This window comes from Tritonibacter sp. SIMBA_163 (assembly GCF_046535935.1).
Taxonomy (GTDB): Bacteria; Pseudomonadota; Alphaproteobacteria; order Rhodobacterales; family Rhodobacteraceae; genus Epibacterium; species Epibacterium scottomollicae.
This window is the reverse complement of sequence record NZ_JAWJBP010001068.1, coordinates 1-245: the sequence shown is the minus strand read 5'-3', so window position 1 is coordinate 245 and position 245 is coordinate 1. Positions and strand designations below refer to the sequence as shown.

The window sequence follows — 245 nt, the reverse complement described above, 5'->3', positions numbered from 1 at the left end:
CGGGAATGTTAGATGGTTACTTCCATGACACCGGACATCATGTTAACATCAATGTCCTCAACCGAGAAACCTTACTTGATGCCATGGATCATCCTGAAAAATATCCCCAGTTGACCATTCGCGTTTCCGGTTACGCGGTGAACTTCATTAAACTGACCCGAGAACAGCAAGAAGATGTCATTTCTCGGACATTCCATGGACGGATTTAATTCTCTGGGAACCAATGCCAGATCAAACATTAACAA

The 245-nt window shown here is 43.7% G+C and carries 1 protein-coding gene; it reads left to right on the top strand.

Going from position 1 to position 245, the window contains the following annotated elements:
- Window positions 1-5 precede the first annotated feature (5 nt).
- Window positions 6-209: a glycine radical domain-containing protein gene (locus tag R0J92_RS25625; protein ID WP_411053761.1), complete on the top strand. Its 204-nt coding sequence runs from the start codon at window positions 6-8 to the stop codon at window positions 207-209.
- The last annotated feature ends 36 nt before the right edge of the window (window positions 210-245 follow it).